At 48.8% G+C, this 22,595-nt stretch carries 22 protein-coding genes, 7 tRNA genes and 1 pseudogene; 11 read left to right on the forward strand and 19 right to left on the reverse strand.

What is annotated here, in order from left to right:
• Positions 1 to 57: 57 nt before the first annotated feature.
• The 6 genes from adk to rfaD all read left to right on the forward strand — a co-directional run bounded on the left by adk (position 58) and on the right by rfaD (position 4,374).
• On the forward strand, positions 58 to 705 hold the full coding sequence (gene adk, locus ACTHUM_RS02495) for an adenylate kinase (RefSeq protein ID WP_003746105.1): 648 nt from the start codon (positions 58 to 60) through the stop codon (positions 703 to 705).
• Between the two features lie 108 nt (positions 706 to 813).
• Positions 814 to 1,545 carry an orotidine-5'-phosphate decarboxylase gene (pyrF, locus tag ACTHUM_RS02500; RefSeq protein WP_049335590.1) on the forward strand — a complete coding sequence of 244 codons (732 nt, stop codon included), beginning with the start codon at positions 814 to 816 and terminating at the stop codon, positions 1,543 to 1,545.
• Positions 1,546 to 1,558: 13 nt separating this feature from the next.
• Entirely contained in the window at positions 1,559 to 1,777 is a 219-nt protein-coding gene (locus tag ACTHUM_RS02505; RefSeq protein WP_004520812.1) for an NADH dehydrogenase, read from the forward strand.
• Positions 1,762 to 2,226: a hypothetical protein gene (locus ACTHUM_RS02510; RefSeq protein WP_004520811.1), complete on the forward strand. Its 465-nt coding sequence runs from the start codon at positions 1,762 to 1,764 to the stop codon at positions 2,224 to 2,226. Before ACTHUM_RS02505 ends, ACTHUM_RS02510 begins: the two co-directional genes overlap by 16 nt.
• A gap of 41 nt (positions 2,227 to 2,267) precedes the next feature.
• The gene (gene rfaE1 / locus ACTHUM_RS02515) at positions 2,268 to 3,230 is read left to right on the forward strand and encodes a D-glycero-beta-D-manno-heptose-7-phosphate kinase (protein WP_004520810.1); all 963 of its coding nucleotides are present in this window, start codon (positions 2,268 to 2,270) and stop codon (positions 3,228 to 3,230) included.
• 139 nt (positions 3,231 to 3,369) lie between these two features.
• On the forward strand, positions 3,370 to 4,374 hold the full coding sequence (rfaD, locus tag ACTHUM_RS02520; protein ID WP_039862484.1) for an ADP-glyceromanno-heptose 6-epimerase: 1,005 nt from the start codon (positions 3,370 to 3,372) through the stop codon (positions 4,372 to 4,374).
• Positions 4,375 to 4,600: 226 nt separating this feature from the next.
• Here rfaD and ACTHUM_RS02525 read toward each other — a convergent pair.
• The 11 genes and pseudogenes from ACTHUM_RS02525 to ccoG form a co-directional block, all read right to left on the reverse strand.
• A pseudogene (locus tag ACTHUM_RS02525) lies at positions 4,601 to 4,896 on the reverse strand (transposase); the annotation flags it as partial.
• Positions 4,897 to 5,042: 146 nt separating this feature from the next.
• A tRNA-Leu gene (locus ACTHUM_RS02530) sits at positions 5,043 to 5,132 on the reverse strand.
• A 21-nt stretch (positions 5,133 to 5,153) separates the two neighbouring features.
• A tRNA-Cys gene (locus ACTHUM_RS02535) sits at positions 5,154 to 5,231 on the reverse strand.
• A gap of 10 nt (positions 5,232 to 5,241) precedes the next feature.
• Positions 5,242 to 5,315, reverse strand: a tRNA-Cys gene (locus ACTHUM_RS02540).
• Positions 5,316 to 5,346: 31 nt separating this feature from the next.
• A tRNA-Gly gene (locus ACTHUM_RS02545) sits at positions 5,347 to 5,422 on the reverse strand.
• Positions 5,423 to 5,443: 21 nt separating this feature from the next.
• Positions 5,444 to 5,519: transfer RNA gene (locus ACTHUM_RS02550), tRNA-Gly, on the reverse strand.
• A gap of 24 nt (positions 5,520 to 5,543) precedes the next feature.
• A tRNA-Gly gene (locus ACTHUM_RS02555) sits at positions 5,544 to 5,619 on the reverse strand.
• Between the two features lie 34 nt (positions 5,620 to 5,653).
• Positions 5,654 to 5,729, reverse strand: a tRNA-Gly gene (locus tag ACTHUM_RS02560).
• Positions 5,730 to 5,824: 95 nt separating this feature from the next.
• Positions 5,825 to 6,385: a CDP-diacylglycerol--glycerol-3-phosphate 3-phosphatidyltransferase gene (gene pgsA / locus ACTHUM_RS02565; protein ID WP_003679552.1), complete on the reverse strand. Its 561-nt coding sequence runs from the start codon at positions 6,383 to 6,385 to the stop codon at positions 5,825 to 5,827.
• Between the two features lie 676 nt (positions 6,386 to 7,061).
• On the reverse strand, positions 7,062 to 7,628 hold the full coding sequence (locus ACTHUM_RS02570) for a FixH family protein (RefSeq protein WP_039862483.1): 567 nt from the start codon (positions 7,626 to 7,628) through the stop codon (positions 7,062 to 7,064).
• Positions 7,629 to 7,631: 3 nt separating this feature from the next.
• Entirely contained in the window at positions 7,632 to 9,116 is a 1,485-nt protein-coding gene (gene ccoG, locus ACTHUM_RS02575; protein WP_004520803.1) for a cytochrome c oxidase accessory protein CcoG, read from the reverse strand.
• A gap of 444 nt (positions 9,117 to 9,560) precedes the next feature.
• Between ccoG and tkt the strand changes: the two genes are divergently transcribed.
• Positions 9,561 to 11,540: a transketolase gene (gene tkt / locus ACTHUM_RS02580; RefSeq protein WP_039862482.1), complete on the forward strand. Its 1,980-nt coding sequence runs from the start codon at positions 9,561 to 9,563 to the stop codon at positions 11,538 to 11,540.
• A gap of 66 nt (positions 11,541 to 11,606) precedes the next feature.
• Here the strand turns inward: tkt and clpA are convergent, their stop codons facing one another.
• Together clpA and clpS are read right to left on the reverse strand one after the other, a co-directional pair.
• Entirely contained in the window at positions 11,607 to 13,886 is a 2,280-nt protein-coding gene (gene clpA / locus ACTHUM_RS02585) for an ATP-dependent Clp protease ATP-binding subunit ClpA (RefSeq protein WP_004520800.1), read from the reverse strand.
• 3 nt (positions 13,887 to 13,889) lie between these two features.
• Positions 13,890 to 14,201: an ATP-dependent Clp protease adapter ClpS gene (gene clpS / locus ACTHUM_RS02590; RefSeq protein ID WP_004520799.1), complete on the reverse strand. Its 312-nt coding sequence runs from the start codon at positions 14,199 to 14,201 to the stop codon at positions 13,890 to 13,892.
• Between the two features lie 257 nt (positions 14,202 to 14,458).
• Between clpS and ACTHUM_RS02595 the strand changes: the two genes are divergently transcribed.
• The 4 genes from ACTHUM_RS02595 (at position 14,459) to ACTHUM_RS02610 (ending at position 15,996) form a co-directional block, all read left to right on the forward strand.
• Positions 14,459 to 14,662: a cold-shock protein gene (locus ACTHUM_RS02595; RefSeq protein WP_003682902.1), complete on the forward strand. Its 204-nt coding sequence runs from the start codon at positions 14,459 to 14,461 to the stop codon at positions 14,660 to 14,662.
• Between the two features lie 75 nt (positions 14,663 to 14,737).
• Positions 14,738 to 14,953: a hypothetical protein gene (locus tag ACTHUM_RS02600; RefSeq protein ID WP_003679564.1), complete on the forward strand. Its 216-nt coding sequence runs from the start codon at positions 14,738 to 14,740 to the stop codon at positions 14,951 to 14,953.
• A gap of 84 nt (positions 14,954 to 15,037) precedes the next feature.
• A complete protein-coding gene (smpB, locus tag ACTHUM_RS02605) occupies positions 15,038 to 15,484 on the forward strand; it encodes an SsrA-binding protein SmpB (RefSeq protein ID WP_003679566.1) in 447 nt (148 codons plus the stop codon).
• A gap of 71 nt (positions 15,485 to 15,555) precedes the next feature.
• Positions 15,556 to 15,996 (forward strand): hypothetical protein, encoded by a 441-nt coding sequence (locus ACTHUM_RS02610; RefSeq protein ID WP_004520797.1) that lies wholly within the window; start codon positions 15,556 to 15,558, stop codon positions 15,994 to 15,996.
• Positions 15,997 to 16,068: 72 nt separating this feature from the next.
• Here the strand turns inward: ACTHUM_RS02610 and ACTHUM_RS02615 are convergent, their stop codons facing one another.
• The 6 genes from ACTHUM_RS02615 to ACTHUM_RS02640 form a co-directional block, all read right to left on the reverse strand.
• Complete coding sequence (locus ACTHUM_RS02615; protein WP_004520796.1) at positions 16,069 to 16,554, reverse strand: DUF4189 domain-containing protein; 486 nt, start codon at positions 16,552 to 16,554, stop codon at positions 16,069 to 16,071.
• A 170-nt stretch (positions 16,555 to 16,724) separates the two neighbouring features.
• The gene (trxB, locus tag ACTHUM_RS02620; protein WP_049329772.1) at positions 16,725 to 17,675 is read right to left on the reverse strand and encodes a thioredoxin-disulfide reductase; all 951 of its coding nucleotides are present in this window, start codon (positions 17,673 to 17,675) and stop codon (positions 16,725 to 16,727) included.
• A gap of 108 nt (positions 17,676 to 17,783) precedes the next feature.
• Positions 17,784 to 19,079 carry an NAD(P)/FAD-dependent oxidoreductase gene (locus ACTHUM_RS02625; RefSeq protein ID WP_440361129.1) on the reverse strand — a complete coding sequence of 432 codons (1,296 nt, stop codon included), beginning with the start codon at positions 19,077 to 19,079 and terminating at the stop codon, positions 17,784 to 17,786.
• Positions 19,080 to 19,228: 149 nt separating this feature from the next.
• The gene (locus ACTHUM_RS02630) at positions 19,229 to 20,116 is read right to left on the reverse strand and encodes an ABC transporter permease subunit (protein ID WP_440361128.1); all 888 of its coding nucleotides are present in this window, start codon (positions 20,114 to 20,116) and stop codon (positions 19,229 to 19,231) included.
• Positions 20,116 to 21,081: an ABC transporter permease subunit gene (locus ACTHUM_RS02635; RefSeq protein ID WP_003746146.1), complete on the reverse strand. Its 966-nt coding sequence runs from the start codon at positions 21,079 to 21,081 to the stop codon at positions 20,116 to 20,118. The genes ACTHUM_RS02630 and ACTHUM_RS02635 overlap by 1 nt, the downstream gene beginning before the upstream one ends.
• Before the next feature lie 15 nt (positions 21,082 to 21,096).
• Positions 21,097 to 22,221 (reverse strand): ABC transporter ATP-binding protein, encoded by a 1,125-nt coding sequence (locus ACTHUM_RS02640; RefSeq protein WP_003746147.1) that lies wholly within the window; start codon positions 22,219 to 22,221, stop codon positions 21,097 to 21,099.
• Positions 22,222 to 22,595: the final 374 nt, after the last annotated feature.

Below are 22,595 nucleotides of genomic sequence, written 5' to 3' on the forward strand. Positions count from 1 at the left end.
ACGCAAGGCGTGTAGAATTAAACAAACATCAAATCCATAAACCAAGAAGGACTCATCATGAAAGTATTATTGTTGGGCGCACCAGGCGCCGGCAAAGGCACACAGGCTCAATTCATCACTGCTGCATTCGGCATTCCTCAAATCTCTACCGGCGATATGCTCCGTGCTGCCATCAAAGCAGGCACTCCGCTGGGTTTGGAAGCAAAAAAAATCATTGATGAAGGCGGTTTGGTACGCGACGACATCATTATCGGCATGGTCAAAGAGCGTATTGCCCAAGACGACTGCAAAAACGGTTTCCTGTTTGACGGTTTCCCACGCACATTGGCACAAGCCGAAGCGATGGTTGAAGCTGGTGTGGATTTGGACGCGGTTGTTGAAATCGACGTACCCGACAGCGTGATTGTCGACCGCATGAGCGGCCGCCGCGTGCATTTGGCTTCCGGCCGTACTTACCACGTTACCTACAATCCGCCTAAAGTTGAAGGCAAAGACGACGTAACCGGCGAAGATTTGATTCAACGCGACGACGACAAAGAAGAAACCGTGAAAAAACGCCTTGCCGTTTACCACGAGCAAACCGAAGTTCTGGTTGATTTCTACAGCAAACTGGAAGGCGAACACGCGCCTAAATACATCAAAGTCGACGGCACCCAAGCAGTAGAAGCCGTGAAAGCCGAAGTATTGAAAGGTTTGGGCAAATAAGTTTTGCTGAAGTAAAATCATGAGGCCGTCTGAAAAAATATTTTCAGACGGCCTTTTGTGTACAAAAGCTGTTAAAATCGAAGCTATAACCGTTTCCGCAGGCATCTTATGAATCCCTTGATCTCCGACTTCCAAACTCAGCAACAACGTACTCCCGTTATCGTCGCCCTTGATTTTGCCAACGAAAAAGATACGCTCGGATTTGTCCGCAATCTTGACCCGGCATTGTGTCAAATCAAAATCGGCAAAGAGCTGTTTACCGCAACCGGCCGTAATTTGGCAGAAAGCTTAATCAATCAAGGTTTCAAACTTTTCCTCGATTTGAAATACCACGATATTCCCCACACAGTTGCTCAGGCCTGTAAAGTTGCTGCCGATATGGGCGTTTGGATGGTCGATATGCACGCCTCCGGTGGCCGCCGCATGATGGAAGCTGCAGCAGAAGCCGTTGCCGGATATCAAACCAAGCCGCTCCTAATCGGCGTAACCGTGTTGACTAGCATGGAACAAAGCGACTTGTCCGAAATCGGTTTGAACATCGCCCCTGAAGAACAAGTCATCCGCTTGGCGAAACTGGCGCAAAGTTCAGGCTTGGACGGCGTGGTATGTTCCGCTCAAGAAGCCGCACCATTGCGTCGTGAATTGGGACAGGATTTTGTCTTGGTCACACCAGGTATCCGCTTGGACGTTGCAGGCAATAATGACGACCAACGCCGTATTATGACACCGGCCGAAGCATTGGCTGCCGGTTCAACCTATTTGGTAATGGGCCGTCCGGTAACCAAAGCTGCCGATCCGGTAGCCGTATTGCGTGAAGTCAATCGAGTAGCCAACGCTTAAGGCCGTCTGAAGTATGAAGACGATTGTGATTGGTGCGACAGGCGCAACAGGAAAATCCTTGTTGCCTTTACTTGCAACCAGTTCAGAGGTTGAGTCTATCGACTGCTTCGGTCGCAGACATCCTGATTTTACCCACCAAAAGCTAAATAGCCATCAGATTGATTTTTCTCAGCCTGATGATTGGCGCGATGAAGTACAGGATGATTGTTTGCCTGCTTGGGAACAACCCTGAAAGCAGCAGGAAGTAAAGAAGCGCAATGGGCAATTGATTATGAGGCAAATCTTGAATTTGCCAAAGCCGCACGAGAAAACGGCGTCAATACTTTGGTTTTGATTTCCGCTTCCGGTGCAAATTCTGCTTCGCGCCTGTTTTATCAACGGATGAAGGGCGAATTGGAGCAAGCAATTATCGCTTTGAATTTTCCTCACCTTATTATTTTCCGCCCGCCATTGCTGATTCGTCCGAACAGCGACCGCTTGGGCGAAAAAATAGCAGAACGGATTTTTCGCGTACTCAACCGCATCGGCATGCTGAAAAACCAACGTCCACTTGCTGTCGAAAAATTGGCGCAAGCCATGCTGAAAGCAGCGTTGTTGTCATCTCATGAACAGGCGTCGTACTCGAAAAACCATATGCAGGTATATGAGCCTCAAGATATTTTTAGGCTGTTAGATCAATAAACCGATAACAAGCCTTACACAGAGATTTTAATGGAGCCAGTATGGTAACCAAGTTCCAACAAGAAACCCTCAAATCCCGTTTTGCACAAGCCAAAGTCCTTGTTGTCGGCGATGTGATGCTCGACCGTTATTGGTTTGGCGATGTGTCCCGCATTTCTCCTGAAGCCCCTGTGCCGGTGGCGAAAATCGCCCGTATCGACCAGCGGGCGGGCGGGGCGGCAAACGTTGCGCGCAATATCGCTTCATTGGGCGGCAAAGTAGGGCTGTTGTCCGTGACTGGCGATGATGAAGCTGCAGATGCGTTGGACGCATTGATGATGCAAGACGGCGTTGCTTCCTATCTGATGCGCGACAAGCAAATTGCGACTACTGTCAAATTGCGCGTTGTTGCCCGTAATCAGCAGCTTATCCGACTTGATTTTGAAGAATCGCCTCATCGTGAAGTGTTGGAACAAATCAAGCATCAATATTGCGAAGTGTTGCCTGAATACGATGCCATTATTTTTTCAGATTACGGCAAGGGCGGCCTGTCGCATATTTCCGATATGATCGATTGGGCGAAACAGGCCGGTAAACCTGTTTTAATCGACCCCAAAGGCGATGATTACGAAAAATATGCCGGCGCTACGCTGATTACGCCTAACCGTGCAGAGTTGAAAGAAGTGGTGGGTAGCTGGAAAAACGAAAATGATTTGACTGAAAAAGCCCAAAACCTGCGCCGTCATCTTGATTTGACCGCGATTTTGCTGACCCGAAGTGAAGAGGGTATGACCCTGTTCAATGAGGGCGAGCCGATTTATCAGCCTACACGGGCCCAAGAAGTCTATGATGTATCGGGTGCAGGCGATACCGTTATTGCCGGAGTGGGCTTGGGTTTGGCCGCTGGTTATACCATGCCCGAAGCGATGCACCTTGCCAATACTGCGGCAGGTGTTGTCGTGGCAAAACTTGGTACAGCGGTTTGCTCGTTTGCCGAATTGACTAAGGCATTGGAAGAGCAATAATTGCGGTTTCAGACGGCCTTAAAATCTAAAGGCCGTCTGAAAATAGAGTTGGAAAATAATCCAGACAGACAAGTTTTTATTTTTAGACAGCATGATTTCTTCAAGGCCGTCTGAAAAATCAAAATAAAGGAAATTCATTATGACCATTATCGTAACAGGCGCGGCCGGCTTTATTGGCAGCAACATCGTCAAAGCACTTAACCAGCGCGGTATTACCGACATTGTTGCCGTCGACAATTTGAGCAAAGGCGAAAAATTTAAAAACCTTGCCGAGTGTGAAATTGCCCATTATCTCGATAAACACGAATTTATCCGTCAAGTGCGCGGCCATCTTCTGCCTTACGACGATATCGAAGCCGTTTTCCACCAAGGCGCATGTTCTGATACCATGAATCATGACGGCCTTTACATGATGGACAACAACTACCAGTACACACTTGATCTCTTGGACTGGTGTCAGGATGAACGCATTCCGTTCCTTTATGCTTCCAGCGCCGCAGTGTACGGCAAGGGCGAAATCTTCCGCGAAGAGCGCGAACTGGAAAAACCGCTCAATGTATATGGCTACTCTAAATTCTTGTTTGACCAAGTATTGCGCCGCCGCATGAAAGAAGGCCTGACCGCCCAAGTCGTTGGCTTCCGCTACTTCAACGTATATGGACAGCAGGAGCAACACAAAGGCCGTATGGCATCCGTCGCCTTCCATCATTTCCACCAATACCGCGAGCATGGTTATGTTAATCTGTTTGGCGCCAATGACGGCTACGGTAATGGTGAGCAAACACGCGATTTTGTCAGCGTAGAAGATGTTGCCAAAGTTAACCTTTACTTCTTCGATCATCCTGAGCTTTCAGGTATCTTTAACCTCGGTACAGGTCGTAGCCAACAGTTTAACGAACTTGCCGCCGCAACCGTCAACGCTTGTCGTGCGGCCGAAGGCAAGCCTGAAATGAGTTTGAAAGAGTTGGTTGAAGAAGAACTTATCCGTTATATTCCATTCCCAGATGCACTCAAAGGCAAATATCAGAGCTTTACTCAAGCGGATATTACCAAGCTGCGCGAAGCTGGGTATAAAGAAGAATTCTTGGATGTAAAACAAGGCGTCAGCCGTTACGTTAAATGGATGCTGGAGAAATTGGTTTAAGTCCTTCTGATTTGAATGATAAGGTCGTCTGAAAAAGGATTTTCAGATGGCCTTATCATTTTGGGAAATTTTAAAATGAGACCTTTGCAAAATTCCTTTTCCTTCCAGCAGCCGAAATCCAAACATAGATTTTCGACTGTTTTCGTTCCAAGTACCCACTGATTCTACTCAAACCCCCCTCTTTACTCTCCCCAGATACCTGATAATCAGGCATCCGGGCCGCCTTTTAGGTAACAACAGGCGCACTTAGCCTGTTAGCTGCTTTCAACAGGTTTAAACACATTGCCTTCAGATGGCTTTATGCACTCACTTTAATCAGACCGAAATAGGCTACCCGAGTGTAGCGGGACTTACGGTGCAGCGTACCGAAGCTTTGTTCGACCACATAACGGGTCTTCGATAGATGTCGGTTACGTTTGGTTTACGCTTCCATCAGCGGACGGTTGCGGTGGGCTTTGCGCATAATGCCGTCCAGCAAACGATGATTACCAGATGCTACCGGTCTTCCTCGTTGTCATAGCCTGAGACCTTTGCACGAGCTTGTCACATTTGACGCAAATGGCGCAAGTTAGATACAAATCAGGCACAAACAAAAAAGACAGCCTTACAAATAAGCTGTCAATTAGAAATTTAGAATATTAGGTTTTTCAATAAATTCAGATATTTATTGGTGCCCGGAGCCGGAATCGAACCGGCACGGCCGGTTTAGGGCCGACGGATTTTAAGTCCGTTGTGTCTACCTATTTCACCACCCGGGCGTAGACAGTAAATTGAGAAATTGGAGGCGGGGGCGCGGATTTGAACCGGCCTGTATAAGGGTTGCACCCCTTATAGCATAAACACTCTGCCACCCCGCCATGAAAGGGATGGAGGCGAGAGTCGGAATCGAACCGGCGTAGACGGATTTGCAATCCGCTGCATAACCACTTTGCTATCTCGCCAAAACTACGTTTGAGTGTTGTAGTATGAAACTGGAGCGGGAAACGAGTCTCGAACTCGCGACCTCAACCTTGGCAAGGTTGCGCTCTACCAACTGAGCTATTCCCGCGTATTCGGATGCATGATTTAATGGAGCGGGAAACGAGTCTCGAACTCGCGACCTCAACCTTGGCAAGGTTGCGCTCTACCAACTGAGCTATTCCCGCATTTGAGTGCATCTGAAATTAAACTGGAGCGGGAAACGAGTCTCGAACTCGCGACCTCAACCTTGGCAAGGTTGCGCTCTACCAACTGAGCTATTCCCGCATATTGAAAAAGAACAATCAACAAGTAATCAGAATGGAGCGGGAAACGAGTCTCGAACTCGCGACCTCAACCTTGGCAAGGTTGCGCTCTACCAACTGAGCTATTCCCGCTCTGATAGTTTGTTGCTTCGTATATCGAAGAAGACGCAATTATTATGGATTTAATCGCGTGCGTCAAGTATTTTGTTTTTATTTTTTTTAAAAATTTATTTGAATTCTTTCCATGCCATTTTCAGGTAGTAGCACATGGACCAGATGGTCAATACAGATGCTATAAACATCAATATGTTACCAATGAGATAGAAAGGATCGTTATATTTGTCTGTGCCGATAAGCAAAAGGAAGATGGCGATCATTTGGGCGGTGGTTTTGAATTTGCCGATAGTGGCCACTGCAACGCTGCCGCGTTTGCCCATTTGTGCCATCCATTCGCGCAAGGCGGAAATGGTGATTTCCCGGCCGATAATAATCATGGCGAAGATGGCGTATGTTCTGCCAAGGCTGACGAGCAGGAGCAGGGCAACGGCAACCATGAGCTTGTCGGCAACGGGGTCGAGGAATGCACCGAAGTCGGAGGTTTGTTTCCAGCGGCGTGCTAAAAAGCCGTCGAACCAGTCTGTAATAGCTGCAAGTGCAAAGATGATAGCGGCTGTCCAGTTGACGGTTTGTGGTTGAATCCATGTGTTCGGTAAATAGAATAGGATGGTGAACACGGGGATTAATAGGACGCGCATCCAGGTAAGTAAAATAGGTATGTTCCAAGGCATGGTTTGGGATCTTTTGGATGATGTGTCGGGTTGTTCATTATAGCTTATTTGTTCACTCTGCTTTTTGAAGTGTTGTTTTTTTGCCGACAAGTATCTTGGGCATAGATTTTTGTCGTGTGGGTTGTGAAGAAAATCTGCTAAGGCCGTCTGAAAAATAGGCTGTTGCGGGGTGTAAATGTTTTTGGGTAGAAAAGTAGCTGCGAAATAGTGAGCAATAAGGTCTGCCTGCTGTTCGATATTTAATTGGTTGATGTGGGGTAAGGGGATAGGGTAGGCGTAAGCTTTGCGTTTTCTGTATCCGCCTTTGAGCATGATGAATAGGCCGGAAAGCCAAACTTTGTGACCGCGCTGGTGTTGCCAGACATGTGTCAGCTCATGAATCAGCCAGATTTTGTAGGCGATGCCGGCTTGAGTGAAATCATCAGGGCAGTGTTTACGAGGAAAGTATATGTTTCCATTGGGCGCAATGGCGGTATTGGCGTTGGGTATAAGTGGAATGCCGCGATATATTTTGATGTGGTGGAAGTCTATGCTGTCCGCAAAAACTTGTTTTGCCATACGGACTTCATTTTCGGTCAGTCTGCGCCAATCGGAAAAAATCATATTTGGAAGGGAATATAAGAGGGTATGAAGATTTCAGGCCGTCTGAAAGGTTTCAGACGGCCTGGGTCGGGATTTATTGTTCTGTTGAAGCGGCTTGTTTGCCGTTGTCGAACAATTTGTCCATAGGCGTCAGATTGACTGCATTGCCTTGGCTGACTATCCATTTGTTTTCAACACGCCATACGCCTGAGGCATCTTCAACGCGTAAGTACCAATGATTGGTTGGGCGTAAAGGTTTAAAGACGGCTTCGTATTCCATGCGGCCGTTTTGTGGTTCGGCTGTTACGGCGCGCAGCTTGACGGTTTGGTCATCGGCTTTGCGCGTCGGGTGCATCAACAATAGGTTTAATGGCTGTTTGGTATCGAATTGTCCGCTGACGAATACTTTGGCGGCATTCATATCCGGACTGATTAAGACCTGCACTTGAATTTGCCGTTTAACGGCTTCTTCATCACGGTGAAGTTGGATTTCGATGTGTTTGCCGTCTTTGTAGTAATCGTCAGACACCAAGTCTGTCGTGTGTTCTTTTGCGACGAAGAACATGGAAACGCTGGCGATAACGACGAAGATGGGGCCTGCCATCAGCACCCAGGGCCAAATATGTTTGTACCAAGGTTTGATTTTGGGTTGTGGGGACACCGTTTATTCTCCGATAAAGGTTGCTTTTTCTTCTAAAGTAGTCGGTTTGGAGTCGGCAGAGCCGGTCTCGCGATAGATAAAGGTAAATTCAATCGGATGGCTGCCTTTGTCGGCGTATTCGGGAATGGTAGATACCTGTACTGGGATGGTAACGGTTTCCCGCGGCGCAATTTTAATACCGTTTTCAGGCAGGCCGGTCAGCGCGATTTCGTCAAAGCCTTTGACGGTTGCGGTCATCAGTTGTTCGTTTTCACTATTGTTGATAATACGCAGGTTATAGGCATTTTCCAACCAGCCTTGGCTGTTTTCGCGAACCATGACACCACGGTCTTTCAGGATATCGACTTCGACCATTTTTCGGGTGGAAATGCCGACCAGGAAGGCGATGATGACCACCAGGAGTACTGCGCCATAACCAGCTACGCGCGGACGTTTCAAGCGTTTTTTGATGTCGCTTTCAGGGTATTCGTGTTCCAACGCGCCTTCGGTTGTATAACGGATCAAGCCGCGCTCGTAGCCCATTTTGTCCATGATTTCGTCGCAGGCATCGATACACGCCGCGCAGCCGATACATTGGTATTGCAAACCGTCGCGGATGTCGATACCGACGGGGCAGACTTGCACGCACATGGTGCAGTTGATGCAGTCGCCCAAGCCGCTGTCTTCTTTGTTGGCGGTTTTCTTGCGTGCGCCGCGCGGTTCGCCGCGTTCGGTATCGTAAGAAATAATCAGCGTGTCTTTGTCAAACATTGCACTTTGGAAACGTGCATACGGACACATATGCAGACACACTTTTTCGCGCATGATGTGGGCGAAGAAGAAAGTCATGAATCCGTAAAATGCTGCGGCAAACATTGCGCCGCCGCCTGCTGCTCCGGTGAATAAATCGGGAACAAATTGGCGGATCGGGATAAACCAGCCTGCAAAAGTGATACCTGTCCATGCGCAGACAAGGAAAATCAGCAGGTATTTGGTGGCCTTAATGCGAATTTTAGTAAAGTTCCAAGGCGATTTTTCCAGTTTTAGGCGTTTGTTTCTATCGCCTTCGACCAAGTTGTCAATCCACAGCATAATTTCGGTGTAAACCGTTTGCGGGCATGAATAGCCGCACCACAAACGACCGGCAATGGTTGTCCACCAAAACAATCCGAATGCGCAAATCATCAGCAGTAAGGCAAGGTAAATCAAATCGCCCATACCCAGCGACAGTCCGAAAATGAAGAAATGACGGTCAGGGATATTGAATAAAACCGCCTGACGGCCGCTCCAGTTGAACCATGGAATAACGTAAAATACAAACTGGGTCGCCAATACTGCGGCGATACGCAGTTTGGCAAAGCGTCCTTCCGCCTTTTTAGGATGGATGCGTTCGCCTTCAGGATGGATTTGAATCACGCTGGATTTAGGTTTGGAAGGTTTGGGCGGAGTGGCTTTTGCTGTTTTTTCTGTTGAGGGTGTGGTATTTTCAGCTTGGTTTTCTGGTGACATTTCAGTGTTCCTTGATGAAGTGCACACAAGCCTGTTGTCATGGTAGTAGTTTGATGTGGATATTTTCAGACGGCCTTTCGCGTGCATACAAATCATAACATTTGACTCTATTCAAAGCAAAAGAGGGACTTCGTATTAACGATGGATTCCTTGCGGCCGTTTGATGTAGGGCCGTCTGAAAAGGGCAGTATTCAAAGGTTTATGGTTCGGCATGTGTGCAAACTTATAGTGATTTGCTATTTACACGATAAAAATATATAAAGCACTGTTTCAAAACGAAATAACAGTTAATATCATCTGTCCCGTCCGTTTCGGGTAACCGAGTGGAAACAGGCCGTCTGACAAAGCGAATATCAAAAGCTATCCTTGAAAGCACGGCTGATTCAGGCGATAATCGGTACACCTTTTTTCATATTTCCAATCTTGTCCAAGGAAGGTCAAACCATGTCTCAACTGGCAAACGCAATCCGTTTCCTCTCAGTCGATGCCGTACAAAAAGCCAACTCAGGCCACCCGGGTGCGCCTATGGGTATGGCGGAAATGGCAGAAGTGTTGTGGACGAAGTTCCTCAATCATAATCCGGCCAACCCGAAATTCTACAACCGCGACCGTTTTGTCCTCTCCAATGGTCATGCTTCCATGATTCTTTACAGCCTGTTGCACCTGACCGGCTACAACGTTTCTATTGATGATCTGAAAAATTTCCGCCAACTGCACAGTAAAACCCCCGGCCATCCTGAATATGGCTACACCGACGGCGTGGAAACCACGACCGGTCCATTGGGACAAGGTATTGCCAACGCAGTGGGCATGGCTTTAGCCGAAAAAATCTTGGCTGCCGAATTTAATAAAGACGGTTTGAACATCGTTGACCACCACACCTACGTCTTCATGGGCGACGGTTGTATGATGGAAGGCGTATCGCACGAAGCCTGCTCGCTTGCCGGCACTTTAGGTTTGGGCAAACTGATTGTTTTATATGATGACAACAATATTTCCATTGACGGTAAAGTGGACGGTTGGTTTACCGAAAACATCCCGCAACGTTTTGAAAGCTACGGCTGGCAGGTGATTCCAAATGTAAACGGTCATGATACCGATGCCATTCAGACGGCCATTGAAGCCGCCCGCGCCGAAACCGGCAAACCTTCCCTGATTTGCTGCAAAACCTTAATCGGTAAAGGCAGTGCTAACAAAGAAGGCAGCCACAAAACCCACGGTGCGCCTTTGGGTGCGGACGAGATCGAAGCCACGCGCAAACATTTGGGTTGGGCTTATCCTGCGTTTGAAATCCCTCAAGAGATCTATGCTGCATGGGATGCAAAAGAAAAAGGCGCGAAACTTGAGGCCGAATGGAACGAACTCTTCGCTCAATATCAAGCCAAATATCCTGCCGAAGCCGCAGAATTTGTGCGTCGCATGGATAAAAAACTGCCTGAAAACTTCGATGCTTACGTTCAAGCCGCATTGAAAGAAGTGTGCGCCAAAGCAGAAACCATCGCCACCCGTAAAGCCAGCCAAAACAGCATCGAAATCTTGGCAAAAGAGCTGCCTGAATTGGTGGGCGGTTCTGCAGACTTGACCCCGTCCAACCTGACTGACTGGTCAAACAGCGTTTCCGTTACCCGCGAACACGGCGGCAACTATATTCACTACGGCGTTCGCGAGTTCGGCATGGGCGCAATCATGAACGGCCTTACCCTGCATGGCGGTGTTAAACCATTCGGCGCGACTTTCCTGATGTTCAGCGAATACGAGCGTAATGCTTTGCGTATGGCGTCGCTGATGAAAATCAACCCTGTATTTGTGTTCACTCACGATTCCATTGGTTTGGGCGAAGATGGTCCTACCCACCAACCTATCGAGCAAACTGCCACTCTGCGCCTAATTCCAAATATGGATGTATGGCGTCCATGCGATACCGTTGAATCTTTGGTGGCGTGGGCTGAAGCCGTTAAAGCTGCCGATCATCCGTCCAGCTTGATTTTCAGCCGTCAAAACCTGAAATTCCAAGCGCGTGATGAACAACAGCTGAACGACATCAAACGCGGTGGCTACGTCATCAGTGAAGCTCAAGGCAATGCACAAGCTGTTGTAATTGCTACCGGTTCTGAAGTTGAATTGGCTCTGGAAGCGCAAAAAGTATTGGCAGAACAAGGTATTGCCGTACGCGTTGTTTCCATGCCTTCTACCAATGTATTCGACCGTCAAGATGCCGCCTATAAAGCCGCTGTTCTGCCGGAAGGTTTGCCACGCGTAGCCATAGAAGCCGGACATGCCGACGGTTGGTATAAATACGTCGGTTTGAACGGCGCCGTGGTCGGTATCAACCGCTTCGGCGAGTCTGCACCTGCTGATTTGCTGTTCAAAGAATTCGGCTTTACCGTAGACAATGTGGTTGCCACTGTTAAATCTGTTTTGTAAATCAGATTTTTGATTGGGATAAAAAGGCCGTCTGAAATTTCAGACGGCCTTTTATTTTTCAGTCGGTTAAACAGTTTCTGTTTCAGGTTTGACCTTGCTTTTCTTAAACTTCAACACGGCTTTTTCTTTTGCTGCATCCCAGTCTATCAGCACAAAGCCACCTTCGGTGAGTTTGCCGAACAGAAGTTCGTCGGCGAGCGGTTTGCGGATTTTTTCCTGGATCAGGCGGTTCATCGGGCGTGCGCCCATTTGCGGGTCGAAACCTTTTTCCGCCAGATATTTGCGCAATGCCGGTGTGAATTCGGCTTCGACTTTTTTGTCGAGGAGCTGGTGTTCGAGCTGGAGCAGGAATTTGTCCACGACTTTGACGATAATGGGTTCGGACAAGGGCGCAAATGGGATAATCGCGTCCAAGCGGTTGCGGAACTCGGGCGTGAAGAGTTTGTTGATTGCCTGCATTTCGTCGCCGCGCTCGCGTTTGGCGGTAAAGCCGAGGTTGGGTCGGCTGAGGCTTTCCGCGCCTGCGTTGGTGGTCATAATCAGGATGACGTTGCGGAAGTCGGCACTCTTGCCGTTGTTGTCGGTCAGTTTGCCTGCGTCCATGACTTGCAGGAGGACGTTGAAAATGTCGGGGTGGGCTTTTTCGATTTCGTCCAAGAGCAACACGCAATGCGGCTGCTTGTTGACGGCTTCGGTCAAAAGGCCGCCTTGTTCAAAGCCGACGTAGCCTGGTGGTGCGCCGATGAGGCGCGATACGGCGTGGCGTTCCATGTATTCGGACATATCAAAGCGTTGCAGCGGTACGCCCATCGAGTAGGCAAGCTGTTTGGCGACTTCGGTTTTGCCGACGCCGGTTGGGCCGGAGAAGAGGAAACTGCCTATCGGTTTGTCGGGCAGGGCGAGGCCAGAGCGCGACATTTTGACGGCGGCAACCAGCGCGTCAATGGCGTTTTCCTGACCGTAAACCATGTTTTTCAAATCACGGCCGAGGAATTGCAACACTTGTTTGTCGTCGTGCGACACGGTTTTTTCGGGAATCCGCGCAACTTTGGCGATGACGGTTTCGATTTGCGCTTTGCCGATGACTTTTTTCTGTTTGGATTTGGGCAAAATCCGTTGCGCCGCGCCTGCTTCATCCATTACGTCGATGGCTTTGTCGGGCAGGAAACGTTCGTTGATGTAGCGGGCGGAAAGTTCGGCTGCGGCTTCAAGTGCGCCTTGCGTATAGCGGACTTGGTGGAAATCTTCAAACATCGGTTTCAAGCCGCGCAGGATTTGTACGGTTTCGGAAATGGTAGGCTCGACCACGTCAATTTTTTGGAAACGGCGGCTTAAGGCGTGGTCTTTGTCGAAAATGGTACGGTATTCGTCATAAGTGGTCGCACCGATGCAGCGCAGCGAGCCTTTTGCCAGCGCAGGTTTGAGCAGGTTAGACGCATCCATTGTGCCACCGCTGGTGCTGCCCGCGCCGATGATGGTGTGGATTTCGTCGATGAATAAAATGGCGTGCGGGATTTTTTCGAGCTGTTTCAAGACGGATTTGACCCGTGCTTCAAAGTCGCCGCGGTATTTCGTGCCCGCCAAAAGCGAACCCATATCCAGTGCGTATACTTCGGCTTCTTTCAGCACGTCGGGAATATCGCCGTTGACGATTTGGTGTGCTAAGCCTTCCGCCAGCGCGGTTTTGCCCACACCAGCCTCGCCGACCAAAAGCGGATTGTTTTTGCGGCGGCGGCACAGGATTTGTACCAGCCTTTCCATTTCGTGTTTGCGACCAATCAAAGGGTCGATACGGCCGGCTTTGACTTCGGCGTTGAGGTTGACGGTGTAGTCGGAAAGAGAGCCGGTTTTCTGTTCCGCTTCTTCGCCCTCGCGTCCCAGGCCGTCTGAATCATTGCAGTCTTCGTCATCAGGCGAGCCATGGGCAATGCAACGCAAGACTTCAAAGCGTGTAATGGATTGCAATTTGAGGAAATAAACGGCATGGCTTTCAGATTCGCTCATCATGGCAACCAAAATATCCAAAGGCTCTACTGCGGCTTTGCCGGCAGACTGGGTATGCACCATTGCCCGTTGGATGACGCGTTGGAAGCCCAATGTCGGCTGGGTTTCGACCGTATCCAGAAGATGATCGGGAATTTGCGGTGTATTTTCTGCAACGCTGGCCGCAAGCTGCTCGGACAGGACTTTCAAATCCGCACCACACAGTTTCAAGACGTTCGGCACAGCCGCATCTTCTTCTATCAACACCAAAAGCAGGTGTTCCAAGCTGATAAACTCATAACGGGCGTTGCGTGCTTCACGGTAGAGCAGTTGCAGGATGTGTTCCAATTCGGGTGAAAGCATGATTTAAACCTCTTCGACTATACATTTGAGCGGATGCCCTTCAGCTTTGGCACGTTCCATGACCTGATGTTGCTTGGTCTGCGCAATATCGCGCGTGTAGGTGCCGCACAGGCCTTTGCCTTCGTGGTGCACCAGCAACATGACGGCCACTGCCTGTTCCTGTGTAAGCATAAAGACTTCGGTCAGGATTTCGACGACAAATTCCATGGTGGTGTAATCGTCGTTCAATAAAAATACGCCGTAACGTTTCGGCGGCTGTGTGTTGATATCGCTGAGCAGGGTATCGGATTGGTGGTCGGTATTCGGATGGTTCATAAGCTTAGGTTTCAGTTTTCAGACGGCCTGTTTTAGAGTGTAAACAGTTTTCTGTTGTATTTCGGCAATTTTTTTCTATTTTCCCACTTTTTTGAAAACATAGCTTGACGTTTTGTCTTAACAAATGTAAAAAGACGGTTAAGCAGAAGTTGGCACTCGACCGCGTATGTGATACGTGGGAGAAACGCTGAACGTTTTAGTTTGCTGTATGCCTTGTTTTGCTGATTTTGTTAATTTTTAAGTATAGGAAGTTTCTAATGGCAACCGGTATCGTAAAATGGTTTAACGACGCTAAAGGTTTTGGTTTCATCACTCCTGATGAAGGTGGCGAAGATTTGTTCGCTCACTTCTCAGCGATCAACATGGATGGTTTCAAAACCCTGAAAGAAGGTCAACGCGTATCTTTCGACGTAACCACCGGCCCTAAAGGCAAACAAGCTGCTAACATTCAAGCTGCTTAATCAAATGCGCGGCGTAAGCCGTAAAATCATGGCGGGGTTTCCCGCCATTTTTTATGGGCGTTCGAGTTAAAAATTATGAATCAAAATTCATCTTATCAAAATGCTTTAAACCAGTTAGACGAGCTTATCCGTCATTTTCGTAGCGAAGGCGAGGTCAGCTGCGCCGTTGCCGAGCGTGAAGACCAAATCTTGATCCGCCTTGCCGATTTGAAACTGGATTTGCGCCCTGAAGATGAAAAAGCGATTGCTGATATCGACCGTTTTTACCGCCGCCATGTTTTAAGCGAATAAACGTTTCAAAACCGTTTGCCGTTTTATTTTTTAAGCATGCCTGATAAAATAGGCCGTCTGAAAAGTTTGTAAAGAATCAGCACAATGAGTATTGCCAATAATAAAAAAGCCTTTCACGATTTCTTTATCGAAGACCAAATCGAAGCCGGTATAGTATTGGAGGGATGGGAAGTCAAAGCCATCCGCGCTGCACGCGTGCAATTAAAAGAAAGCTATATCTACTGGAAAAAAGACGCATTCTATTTGGTGGGCTGCCACATTACCGCATTGCCCACTGCCTCGACACACGTCAAACCCGACCCTGTCCGTCCGCGTAAGTTGTTGTTGAAACAATCGGAAATCAACAAGTTAATCGGTAAAACCGAACGTGCCGGTTATACGATTGTGCCCTTAAACCTGCATTACACACGTGGTAGAATCAAAGTGGAAATCGGTTTGGCCAAGGGTAAGAAACAGCATGACAAACGCCAAAGCCTGAAAGAAGCGGATTGGAAGCGTGAGAAACAACGTTTGATGAAAAACGTACGTTGATTTTTTCAGACGGCCTTTTTGTAAAGGCCGTCTGAATATTTATTGTTTGAAAATTTTAAAAAGGAAAACAGATGAAAACCATGATTTTAGCAGCGGCTTCAGCCGTATTGTTGCTGGGCGCGTGTTCTACTACGGAACAAAGAGTATTGAAACCTGAAGAGCTGACCAGCATCAAACATGTCTGCATCATTCAGAATGCAAAAGTGCGTCCGCATGATTTGGACAAGGCTTTGTCCAAAGCTTTGGCAAAACGCGGCATTGGCAGCACGATTGTAACCGCAGACAACCGTGGCAAACTGTATGATTCTTCTTGCCCGTATAATCTGCGTTACAAAACCAAAGGCAATGACGAAATCTTGCGTAAAGGCGTATTTGTGTTGCGAAGCACGAAGTATGCGGTTTCTACTGTCAGCTACTCTTTAAATGATGAAAACCACTTCCGAACCAACCCTGATTTGGTGAAACAGGCTGAAGGCGTTGTGGCCAAATTGTTGGAAAAAAACAGCAAATAAAAGCCAGAATAAAAAACCGGCTTGCCGTGATATGGAGAATATCGGGCAAGCCGGTTTTATTTTCAGACGGCCTTAAATGGATTTGATTTTTTCCCAAAGGGTTTTGACTGTACCTTGATAGTAGGTTTCGGAAGTGCAATAGACTGTTTCTAAAGCACATTGTCCTTGTGAGCCGTATTTTTTGATACATTGGTTCAAGGCAATTTGATGCACAGTTTTGAAACGTGGGGAGGTAATGGCTACCACGTTTTGAGCAGTCAATTTGCCCATGGCTTTAGGATAGGCAACAGCGATACAGGTGTTGTGCAGAGGGACAACCGTTTTGCAGCCTGTTGCTTGGCCTGCACCGATGCCGGCTAAGGCATCTTGGCCTTTGCAGAATGTTTCGAGTTCGGCTGTCGCATCCAGTTGGGTGGCATTTTCTTTGGTGGTTTTGATTTGCAGCGCTTCATCGCTGTTGGCTGGGTTTTGCCACATGGCCAGGTAGCCGTAAGTATCGGCAGCCAGGGCGGCAGGAGTCAGTGCGCAAAGGATAAGTGTCATTAGTGTTTTTTTCATGTTCGTTCCCTGTTTGTTGGGTATTTGTCGTTATTATAAAGCAAAAGTACTTATTTGATATAAATTTGCTTTTAAAATGAATATTTAGTGTGGCAGATAGATTATAGGCCGTCTGAAATTTCAGACGGCCTTTTGATTATGTTTTAAAGAATAGGGCGTAGCTTAGAGGTTTATACACCGTGGCGGTCGAGCCAACGTTCGGCATCAAGCGCGGCTTGGCAGCCGGAAGCGGCGCTGGTGATGGCTTGACGGTAGGTATGGTCTTTGACGTCGCCTGCTGCCCATACGCCTTCGATATTGGTGGCGCCGACATTGTCGCCGGTACCGCCTTTGGTTTTCAAATAGCCGGTTTCGTCCATATCAAGTTGGCCTTTGAAGATGTCGGTGTTGGGTTTGTGGCCGATGGCGATGAAGACGCCTTTTACAGCGATTTCTTCAGTACTGCCGTCATTGTGTTTCAGGCGTGCACCGGTAACGCCGCTTTCGTCGCCCAAGATTTCATCAACCGAGCTGTTGAGCTTGAGGATGATTTTACCTTCTTCAACCCGTTGCATCAGTTTGTCCACCATGATTTTTTCGGCGCGGAAGCTGTCGCGGCGGTGAATCAGGGTAACGGTGTTGGCGATATTGGCAAGGTAGAGGGCTTCTTCTACAGCGGTATTGCCACCGCCGACTACGGCAACATCTTGTTTTTTATAGAAGAAGCCGTCGCAAGTTGCGCAGGCGGAAACGCCTTTGCCGGCAAAGGTTTCTTCGCTTGGCAAACCTAAATATTTGGCGGATGCGCCGGTGGCAACGATGAGTGCATCGCAGGTGTATTCGCCCATATCGCCTTTGAGGGTAAACGGACGGTTTTGCAAATCAACGGTGTGGATTTGGTCAAAAATCATTTCAGTGCCGAAGCGTTCGGCATGAGCTTGGAAACGGGCCATCAGTTCCGGACCTTGTACGCCTTCTGCGTCGGCAGGCCAGTTGTCCACTTCGGTGGTGGTCATCAGTTGTCCGCCTTGCTCAACGCCGGTAATGATCACAGGGTTGAGGTTGGCACGGGCGGCATAGACGGCGGCAGTATAGCCGGCAGGGCCGGAGCCGAGGATGATGAGTTTGTGATGGTTGCTCATGATGGTTTCCTTGCTGATAAATGTTTGAATTTTGTCGTGTCTACGCTTTCAGACGGCCTAAATTCTACTTGAATCTGCCGCCGTCTGAAATATGTTTGTCGTTTGGGTTTAGTGGCTGTCTTTCCACTGGTAGTATTTGGAACCGAGGTAGGAGCCGAGTTTGCGCAGGAACGGCTGGGTGATGATATTGCTGTGGCGCAGCTGCTCGAAAGGTTTCAGACGGCCGTCATCACCCATGATGGCTTCGGCAATCGCCAAACCGGCAATGCCGGTAATTGCCATGCCGTGTCCGGAATAGCCTTGAGCATAGAAAACGGTAGGGGCGAGGCGGCCGAAATGTGGAGCGAGGTTGCGCGTGATGTCGCATTCGCCGCCCCAGGAATGCTCGATTCTGACATCGGCAAGTTGCGGGAAAACTTTCAGCATGTCTTGGCGGACGAGTTCGGTCATGCGGTCTGGATCGTCGATAAATTCGTTGTCTTTGCCGCCGAAGAGCAGGCGGCCGTCGGCGCTGAGACGGTAGTAGTCGAGGACGTGGCGGTTGTCGCAGATGGCCATATTGTTGCGGATCAGGTCTTTGGCACGCTCGCCCAGAGGCTCGGTGGCGATGATAAAGGTGCTGACGGCAATGGCTTTTTGTTCCAATACTTTGAATTTCGGGTGCAAACCGGCATAAGTATTGACGGCATAAACGAGGTTTTTGCACTCAACGCTGCCATTAGGCGTGTGTACCAGCCAACCGTTATCGCATGGCTCGATACGCGTCATCGGGGATTGCTCAAAAAGTTGTGCGCCTGCATCGGCTGCCGCTTTGGCAATGCCTAGGGTGTAATTGAGCGGGTGCAAGTGGCCGGATAAAGGATCAAATTGCGCGCCTTGATACATATCGCTGGCAAGTTGTTGCTTCAGCGTGGCTTTATCCCAAAGCTGGTAATGGCTTGCGCCATAATGTTTTTGGGCGTGTTCGTGCCATTGTTGCAATTCTTCCCAATGCTGAGGACGGACGGCGACGGTCGCGTAGCCGCGTTGCCAATCGCATTGGATATTGTGTTTTTGAATGCGCGAGTCAACCAGTTCAACGGCTTGCAGGGATTGCTGCCAGAACCATTGGGCCTGTTCTAAGCCGACTTGTTTTTCGATCTCTTCCATGCCGCAGGCAAAATCGCTGATGACTTGTCCGCCGCTGCGGCCTGATGCGCCGAAACCGATACGTGCGGCTTCGAGCACGATGACTTCATGGCCGTTTTCGGTAAGCGGTAGGGCGGTGCATAAACCGGTCAAGCCGCCACCGATAACGCAGGTTTCAGTTTTCAGACGGCCTTCGAGCGTCGGATAAGACGGATGGGGATTGGCTGTGCTGACATAGTAGGAAGGAAGGTATTCTTTGAAGCTGGGATTGATCATGATTTGGGCTTTAGGTTGGTTTTAACTTCATTGAAAACAGGTTTTCAGACGGCCTGGAATATGGGCTTAAGTTTAGGCCGTCTGAAAGGATAAAATGCGGTTAATAAAACAGGCTGTTCCGACGCTTTATCGGACAGCCTGTCTGCATATTAGGCGGCTTTCTCGGCTGCCAGTTTTTCTTGGCGGTAGGCTTCGGCAGCCTCACGTTCCCGTTTGGTTGCCTGACGCATCATCCAGTAGTTGACGACAATCACCAGCGTACCGATGATACCGATCAGGATGGTTGCCAAAACGTTCATCTGAGGGTCAAGGCCGAGTTTGATTTTGGAGAAAATCACTTGCGGCAATGTCGATGAACCCGGGCCTGACAGGAAGGAGGTAATCACCAAATCGTCCAAAGACAGGGTAATGCCCAAGAGGAAGCCAGAAGCAATCGCAGGGGCAATCAACGGCAGGGTAATCACGAAGAAAATTTTCAGCGGACGGGCGCCCAAGTCCATAGCGGCTTCTTCCAAGGATTGATCCAATTCCACCAAGCGCGAGCGGATGACGACGGTAATGTACGCCATGCAAAGCGTGGTGTGGCCGAGGAAGATGGTGAAGAAACCGCGATCGAAGTAGAGCGATTGCAGCAATTCACTGCCTTGCAGGAACATTTGCACCTGAATAATCAGCAACAGCATGGACAAACCGGTAATCACATCAGGCATCACCATAGGCGCGGAAATCATACCGGCAAACAGGGTGCTGCCACGGAAGCGTTTAATCCGCGCCATGGCGTAGCCTGCCAATGTGCCGAGTGCCACGGCGGCAAGCGAGGAAATGATAGCGATACGCAATGATAGCCAGGCCGCTTCCAAGATTGTGTCGTTTTCCATTAATGCGCCGTACCATTTGATTGAGAAACCGCCCCAAACGGTAACCAGCTTGGATTCATTGAAAGAATAGATGACCAAAACCACCAGCGGAATATAGAGGAATGCCAGCGAGAGCAGGAGCATCAGTTTCAAGAACCAGGATAATTTGGTTTTTTGCATTATTTGCCTCCTTCTTCCAATTCGCGGTTTTCATAGTGTTGGAACAGGGCAATCGGTACAACCAACAGGGCAACCATGACGACGGCGACGGCAGAAGCCAGCGGCCAGTTGTTTTGGTCGAAGAATGCCTGCCACAATACTTTACCGATCATCAGGTTTTCAGAACCACCCACCAATTCAGGAATCACAAATTCACCGACGGCCGGAACGAAGACCAGCATAGAGCCTGCGATGATGCCGGTTTTGGATAAAGGCAGGGTAATGGTAAAGAAGGATTTGATCGGACCTGCGCCCAAGTCAGAAGCGGCTTCGAGCAGACGGTTGTCCAGTTTTACCAGTTGTGTGTACAGCGGCAAAATCATAAACGGCAGATAGGCGTAAACCATCACCAAATTCAGCGAAAAAGCATTGTAGAACAAGTCTAAAGGCTCGCTGATGATTCCGTATTTGATTAAGAAATTGTTGATGATGCCGTTGTGACCCAATAAGCCCATCCATGCGTAAACACGCAGCAGGAAAGAGGTCCAGAAAGGCAGCATGATTGCCAACAGCAGGCCGTTGCGCGCAGCCGGATTCGCGCGTGAAATGGCATAAGCGGTGGGATAACCGATCAACAGGCAGATGATGGTCGTCGTCAGCGCAGTCTTAATCGAAGACCAGTAGGTCATCAGATAGATATTGCTGTTTTCACTGTCGCCAAACGGATTGAGCGTATTCCAAAAGTTTTGGAAAATGTCGGCGTAGTTCTGATAGCTGATGGCAATGTTCAGACGGCCTAAGTCTTCATCAATCGTTGTCAGCGGCGTAAATGGCGGAATGGCAATTTCTTGTTCGGCAAAGCTGATTTTCAATACGATGGCGAACGGAATCAGAAACAGAATCAAAAGCCAAATATACGGCACGGCAATCACTGCACGCTGGCCGGGGCGGCGGAACAGTTTGTTTTTCAGTTTTTTAAGGTTCATTGCATTTCCCTCAAATTAACTGAACAGAGGTGTTGGTTGGTTTTCAGGCCAGCTGATGTAGACAGTCTCGTCCCAAGTCGGCGGTGTAATGTTGCGCACATACCAATAAGGTGCGGGAACTTGGCTTTTGACGACACGGCCGTTGGCAAGTTTGATGTGGTAAATCGCGAAGCTGCCCAAGTAGGCAATTTCTTTGACTGTACCTTGGGCCCAGTTGTGCGCGCCCAAGTGTTCCGGTTTTTCTTTATGCAAATCAATATCTTCAGGACGGATGCTGATCCAGATTTCATGGTCGTTTGGAACGCCCAAGCCGTGGTCGATGCGGACGTGGTTTTCCAAGCCGTCACATTTGACGATGGAGAAATCGGCGCGGTCGTCAATAACGACGCCGTCAAAAATATTGGTTTCGCCGATAAATTCAGCGGTAAAGCGGCTGTTAGGATAGTCGTACACGTCGCTAGGCGTGCCGACTTGGCGCAATTGGCCGTCGGACATAATGGCGATACGGGTCGCCATCGTCATCGCTTCTTCTTGGTCGTGGGTAACCATGATGCAGGTTACGCCGACTTGTTCCAGCGTGTTGACCAATTCCAGTTGGGTTTGTTGGCGCAGTTTTTTATCGAGTGCGCCCAAAGGTTCGTCAAGCAGCAGGATTTTAGGACGTTTCGCCAGGCTGCGTGCCAAAGCGATACGTTGTTGTTGGCCGCCGGAAAGTTGGTGCGGCTTGCGTTTGGCGTATTTGGTCATTTGCACCAGGCGCAGCATTTCTTCCACGCGGGCATCGATTTCGCCTTTAGGCATTTTGTCTTGTTTCAGACCGAAAGCGATATTTTGCTCAACGCTCATGTGCGGGAACAGGGCATAGCTTTGGAACATCATGTTGATTGGGCGCTCGTACGGAGCAAGCTTGGTAATGTCTTGGCCGTCGAGAATGATTTTGCCCTGATTTGGGCTTTCCATGCCTGCCAACATGCGCAGCAGCGTAGATTTGCCACTGCCTGAGCTGCCCAAAAGGGCAAAGATTTCATGTTGGTAAATGTCCAAGTCGATGTTATCGACAGCGTAATTGTCACCAAACTTTTTCACCAAGCCTTGGATTTGCAGATAAGGTTTGGCTGAAGACGCAGTGGTTGCGGTCATAATGGCAATACTCCAAAAAGAAAGACGAGTACCGGCAAAACGGATTTTCGAATGGGTGATAAAAAGCTGTTTGATTGCTGGCGGGAGCCGGACGGAGGCCGTCTGAAACTCTTGTAAAGCGCACGGGCAGCGTGGATAGAAAGCAGTTTAAGCCTAAGCTTTTGCTCTCGGCAAACTCGATATTATATTAGCCTAAGCCTCATAGGGGCAATATGAAATTGCTTGTATCGGCTGATTTGAAACAAATATGAAAGGAAAGGCAGGCAGGGGAACAGGATAGCGAAAATGGGTAACGTTGTTTTTCTGCACAAAGTGGCTTAATTGTTATTTATATGTCTTAAATAATTATTCAAAATAGAATAAAATACGCAAAT

This window comes from Neisseria sp. P0021.S006 (genome assembly GCF_051956895.1).